Consider the following 5,100-nt stretch of genomic DNA (forward strand, 5'->3'; position numbering starts at 1 on the left):
GCGTCCCTGTTCACCGGCACGCGCGGCTTCCACCGCCGCGTTCAGGGCCAGGATGTTGGTCTGGAAGGCGATGCCGTCGATGACGCTGATGATGTCGGCGATCTTCTTCGACGAGGCCTCGATGGCCGACATGGTGGTGACCACCTGGCCGACCACTTCTCCGCCCTGCGAGGCGACGCCGGCCGCGCCCTGGGCCAGCTGGTTGGCCTGGCGGGCGTGTTCGGCGTTCTGGCGCACGGTGGAGGTCAGTTCCTCCATCGAGGCGGCGGTCTCCTCCAGATTGGCGGCCTGCTGTTCGGTACGGCGCGACAGGTCGTTGTTGCCCGAGGCGATCTCGCCGGCGGCGGAGTTGATCGCGGCGGTGGACTGCTTGATGCGGCCGACGATGGTAGTCAGCTGCTCGGTGGTGGCGTTGGCGTCATCGCGCATCCGGGCGAACACGCCCTGGAAATCGCCCTGCATGCGCACGGTCAGGTCGCCCTGCGACAGTGCCGACAGCAGGCCGGAGATCTGCTCCAGGCTGGTGGCGTTGGCGTCGAGCAGGCTGTTGAGCTGGCGCGCCAGTTCCAGGAAGAAGCCGTCCTTGCCGTCGGTGCCGATGCGGCCGCTCAGGTCACCCGCGGCGGCGGCGTCGATCACGCGCGCGACTTCGCGCTCCACCATGGCCTCGGTGGTGCGGTCGCGCCATTCGACGACATGGCCGACGACGCTGCCGGCCTCGTCGCGGATGGCCGAGATGGTCTGCGCGAACTGGGCGTCGCCATAGCGCATCTCGCGTGCGGCCACGCCGTCGCGCTGCAGCGCATCGAGCACGCTGCGGTCCATCTCGCCGCGGAACTCCAGCGAGGTCACCGGCTGGCCGACCAGCGGACGCGAGGCGTCGTAATGGTCGAGCGCGCCGTTGATGTCGTCGGCATAGCGTTCCAGCGTATGCGCCAGTGCCCGGTTGGCATAGACGATCTGCAGGTCGGGGTTGGTCAGGTAGACGCCGGTGGAGGAGTAGTCCAGCGCGGTGCGGATGCGCAGGTTCTCGGCGGCGACGGCCTGGTCGCGCTCGATGCGCTCGCGCAGGTCGCGCTGCATGCGCTGCATGGAACGCAGCAGTTCGCCGACCTCGTCGGCGCGGCGGGTGTCGATGGTGCCGTCGAGCTTGCCGCCGGCGATCTCGTTGGCCACGTCCACGGCACCGCGCATCGAACCGACCAGCGAGCGGGCGAACAGCCAGGCCAGCAGCAGGCCGGCGCCGGCGCCGACCAGTACCGTGATCACGGTGATGGCCACGGAGGCGGAATAGGTGTCTGCGGCCTGGTCGCTGGCGGCCTGGGCGCGGGTGTTCTCGTCGTTCGACAGCGCTTCCAGCGAAGCGGTGGCCTTGCGGTGCAGGGTGCGGGTCTCACCGACGAAGGTGTCGATGGCGTCGTCGGGCAGATCCAGTTCCAGCAGCTCGGTGACCGAGTCGTAGGATTTCTTGGTGGCATCCCAGTCGGCGACGAAGGTGTCGAACAGCTTGCGCTGCTGCGGATTGTCGATCAGCTTGGAATACTTCTCGATGGATTCGTCGATATGGGTGCGCAGTTCGCCGGCGCGGCTCTTGGCCTCGGCCTTCACGTCGGCGCTGGCACGGATCAGCCCCTGGTAGGAGGCGTTGCGGTACTCGCTGACCATGCTGGCCAGTTCGCCGCTGGTACGCAGGCCGGCCATGCGCTTGTCGGCGATCTCGGTGGTCACGCTGTCCAGCGAGTGCAGGCCGCGATAGGCCACGATGCCCTGGATCAGCATCACGAACAGGACGATGCCGAAGGTGAGCATCAGCTTCGGCATCAGGTTGAGGTTCTTGATCCACTGCATGGTTGTGCTGTCTCCTGCTGCATTCCCGGGCGCAGCCGCGGGACCGCGCCGGCGGGAGCCGGCACGGCGACGACGGGATGGATTACTTGATGTTGGCCAGCTTCAGGTTCGCCGGCGCGGTGACTTCGATTTCCGCGCGCGAGGCATCGCGCTGGATCTTGCCGATCGCACACACGGTCTTGCCTTCCAGCGTCATCAGGTCGAAGCTGAAGTTGCCGCGCGCCGAGCCGGGGATGCGCGCCGAGAAGGTATGGCGCGGGAACGCGCCGCCCATGTGCAGGAAGGTCGGCTGGCCTTCGGAACCTTCGGCGTAGCGGGCCTTCTCGACCTTGCCGCAGACCATGCCGTCCTTGCCGGCGAAACGGGCCGCGTTCTCGGGCGGAATCATCTCGTCGGCGGCGGCGACCAGGGACACGCTTGCCAGCAGGGCCGCGGACATCAGCGAAATGAAGGGCTTGGACATCTTTTTCTCCGGATTGGGTTTTCACCGGCAAACGGCCGGCCATGCGCTCGGTATCGGCAGGCAGGGCCGATGATTGATACGCCGCGCATGAAAATGTGACGGATTGCGCGCTTTGTCAGGCCGCGGCTTCTTCCGCGACCGCGGCCTGGCCCAGGTCGGCGGTATCGAGCAGGGTCTCGATGTCCAGCAGGATCAGCATGCGCTCGTCCTGGGTGCCGATGCCGGAGATGAAGCGGGTATCCACGGCGGCGCCGAATTCCGGCTTCGGGCGGATCTGCTCGGCGTTGAGCGGGATCACGTCGGAGACGCTGTCCACGACGATGCCGACCACGCGGTCTTCCACGTTGAGCACGATCATCACGGTGAAGGCGTCGTAGCGGGCCTCGTCCAGGCGCAGCTTCAGGCGCAGGTCGATGACCGGGACGATGGTGCCGCGCAGGTTGATCACGCCCTTGATGTAGTCCGGCGCGTCGGGAACGCGGGTGACCGCGTCGTAGCCGCGGATCTCCTGTACTTTGAGGATGTCCACCCCGTAGTGCTCGTTGCCGAGCGTGAAGCTGAGGTACTCGCCGCCGGAAGTGGCAGCGTGGGCGCTGGTGTCGTTCATCTGGGTTCCTGGTCCTGGCGGCATGCGGTGCGGAGAGGCGTCACCAACGTGTATCGGCACCGGCCGCCGGGACTTTAGGTGGACCCCTAGGGGCCGCCGTTCTTGCGCACCTTGCGCTCGCGGTCGACCCGGAAGATGTAGCGCTGGATGGCTGCGTCGGCCCCGCGTGGCAGGTCTTCGAAGCGCAGGCCCACGCGCTGCTGCTCGACGCCGTTGGCCTGCTTGCGCACCAGTTGGCTGCAGACCACCAGGGTGACCGGGATGGGGGCGGAGTCGGGAAGCTGCAGTTCGCAACCGGCAAGCCGCTGCTGCAGGCGCAGCAGGTTCAGGTCGGGCGACAGGAGTACGGCCAGGCCGCCGGCGCTGATGTCCACCACGCGCCAGCGCAGCGGGTCTCCGCCCTGGGGATCGGGGAAGACGCACCAGGGCGAATCACCGACCGGCGTTTCCAGCCGGTACAGCTCGCGGCGCTGCAGGTGGTAGGCCTCTTCCGGGAAGGCGACGCGGAACGCCGTGTGTCCATCCTCGACCAGCACCTGCGGGTGCTCCAGGCGGAAGCGCACCATGACCTTGTCCACCTGCGCGAAGCACAGCAGGTGGGAAGCTTCGCCGACGCTGCGGTTGACCGCCGGCATCGGGCTGCCATCGAGCAGCAGGGTGTCCTCGTCCAGTTCCAGCACGGCGCTGGGATAGGACTGCTCGCGTCCATCGGGATGGACCGCGATCGTGGCGCGCTGGTCGATCATCGCCTGCAGCAGCAGGCGGATCTGGCGCGGATTGCGGACCATGTACTTCTCGTCGGCATACAGGTTGCCGTCGAAGGAGGGAAGGGCGGATTCCGTCGGTTCGCGCTCTGACATGATCTCTGGAACAGGGAGGGCGGAGGCCTGGGGCAACAGCATACCGGCAGGGCTTCATGGAGTATCGGCCCCGTTCCACGGCTCTTTAGCACCGGCGCGATGGCGCCGGTGCCATACGGCCGGGTCCGCCGCTCAGAACTCCTGCCAGTCGCCGCCATCGGTTGGAAGCGTGGCCGTGGGAGCGGGGCGCGGTGGCGTGCCCGGCGCCGGCTGCGGTTTCACTGCTGGCGGCACGACCTTGAGCACCGGACGGGCAGCAGGTGCGTTACGGGTCGTCGTGGTGCGGAACATCGACACCGCCGTGGCCAGGTCGTTGGCCTGTTCCTCCATCGTGCGTGCGGCGGCGGTGGCTTCCTCCACCAGCGCGGCGTTCTGCTGGGTGGTCTCGTCCATCTGGGTGACGGTCTGGTTGACCTGCTCGATGCCCGCACTCTGTTCCTGCGAGGCGGCGGAGATCTCGGCCATGATGTCGGTCACGCGCTGCACCGAGCTGACGATCTCGCCCATGGTGGCGCCGGCCTGGTGCACCAGTTGCGAGCCTTCGGAGACCTTGCCGACCGAGTTTTCGATCAGCTCCTTGATCTCCTTGGCCGCACCCGCGGACCGCTGTGCGAGGGTACGCACTTCCGAAGCGACCACGGCGAAACCGCGGCCCTGTTCGCCGGCGCGCGCGGCTTCCACCGCCGCGTTCAGGGCCAGGATGTTGGTCTGGAAGGCGATACCGTCGATGACGCTGATGATGTCGGCGATCTTGCGCGAGGCCGCTTCGATGTCGGCCATGGTGGTGACCACCTGGCCAACGACCTGGCCGCCCTGGGAGGCCACGCCATGCGCGCCCTGGGCCAACTGGTTGGCCTGGCGGGCATGTTCGGCGTTCTGGCGCACGGTGGAGGTCAGTTCCTCCATCGAGGCGGCGGTTTCCTCCAGATTGGCGGCCTGCTGCTCGGTGCGGCGCGACAGGTCGTTGTTGCCGGTGGCGATTTCCGCCGCCGCGCGGTGGATGCTGGACGCCGCGGTCTGGATGCGATCGATGATGCCGGTGAGCTGGATGACGGTGGCGTTGGCATCGTCGCGCATGTCGGCGAACGTGCCGCGGTAGTCGCCCTCCATCTGCACGGTGAGGTCGCCCTGCGAGAGCGCGCGAAGCACGTTGGAGACCTGCTCGACGCTGCTGCCGATGGCCGCCAGCAGGCCATTGAGCTGCTCGGAGATCTGCAGCAGGAAGCCACTCTTGTCTTCCAGCCGGATACGGCCGGACAGGTCGCCGCGCGAGGCGGCGACGATGATGTCGCTGACTTCCTTCTCCACCTGCACCTCGAGGG

General features: G+C 67.5%; 5 protein-coding genes. All 5 read right to left on the reverse strand.

The features are described from left to right. Nucleotides 1-1,848 (reverse strand): methyl-accepting chemotaxis protein (locus AC1DGW_RS16710; protein WP_478025150.1); only part of this gene is annotated, 1,848 nt, incomplete at its 3' end. Between the two features lie 82 nt (nucleotides 1,849-1,930). After that, on the reverse strand, nucleotides 1,931-2,311 hold the full coding sequence (locus tag AC1DGW_RS16715) for a hypothetical protein (RefSeq protein ID WP_478025154.1): 381 nt from the start codon (nucleotides 2,309-2,311) through the stop codon (nucleotides 1,931-1,933). A 115-nt stretch (nucleotides 2,312-2,426) separates the two neighbouring features. Then, the gene (locus AC1DGW_RS16720) at nucleotides 2,427-2,918 is read right to left on the reverse strand and encodes a chemotaxis protein CheW (RefSeq protein ID WP_478025156.1); all 492 of its coding nucleotides are present in this window, start codon (nucleotides 2,916-2,918) and stop codon (nucleotides 2,427-2,429) included. A gap of 86 nt (nucleotides 2,919-3,004) precedes the next feature. Further along, entirely contained in the window at nucleotides 3,005-3,778 is a 774-nt protein-coding gene (locus AC1DGW_RS16725; protein WP_478025160.1) for a flagellar brake protein, read from the reverse strand. A 132-nt stretch (nucleotides 3,779-3,910) separates the two neighbouring features. Beyond that, nucleotides 3,911-5,100: methyl-accepting chemotaxis protein (locus tag AC1DGW_RS16730; protein ID WP_478025162.1), on the reverse strand; the 1,190-nt coding region annotated here is incomplete at its 5' end.

It is taken from the genome of Stenotrophomonas sp. 05N423 (assembly GCF_056397145.1).

Excerpts from the sequence above, each read along its gene's own strand:
- AC1DGW_RS16715 (WP_478025154.1), bottom strand. The coding sequence starts at position 2,311 with ATGTCCAAGCCCTTCATTTCGCTGATGTCCGCGGCCCTGCTGGCAAGC.
- AC1DGW_RS16720 (WP_478025156.1), bottom strand. The coding sequence starts at position 2,918 with ATGAACGACACCAGCGCCCACGCTGCCACTTCCGGCGGCGAGTACCTC.
- AC1DGW_RS16725 (WP_478025160.1), bottom strand. The coding sequence starts at position 3,778 with ATGTCAGAGCGCGAACCGACGGAATCCGCCCTTCCCTCCTTCGACGGC.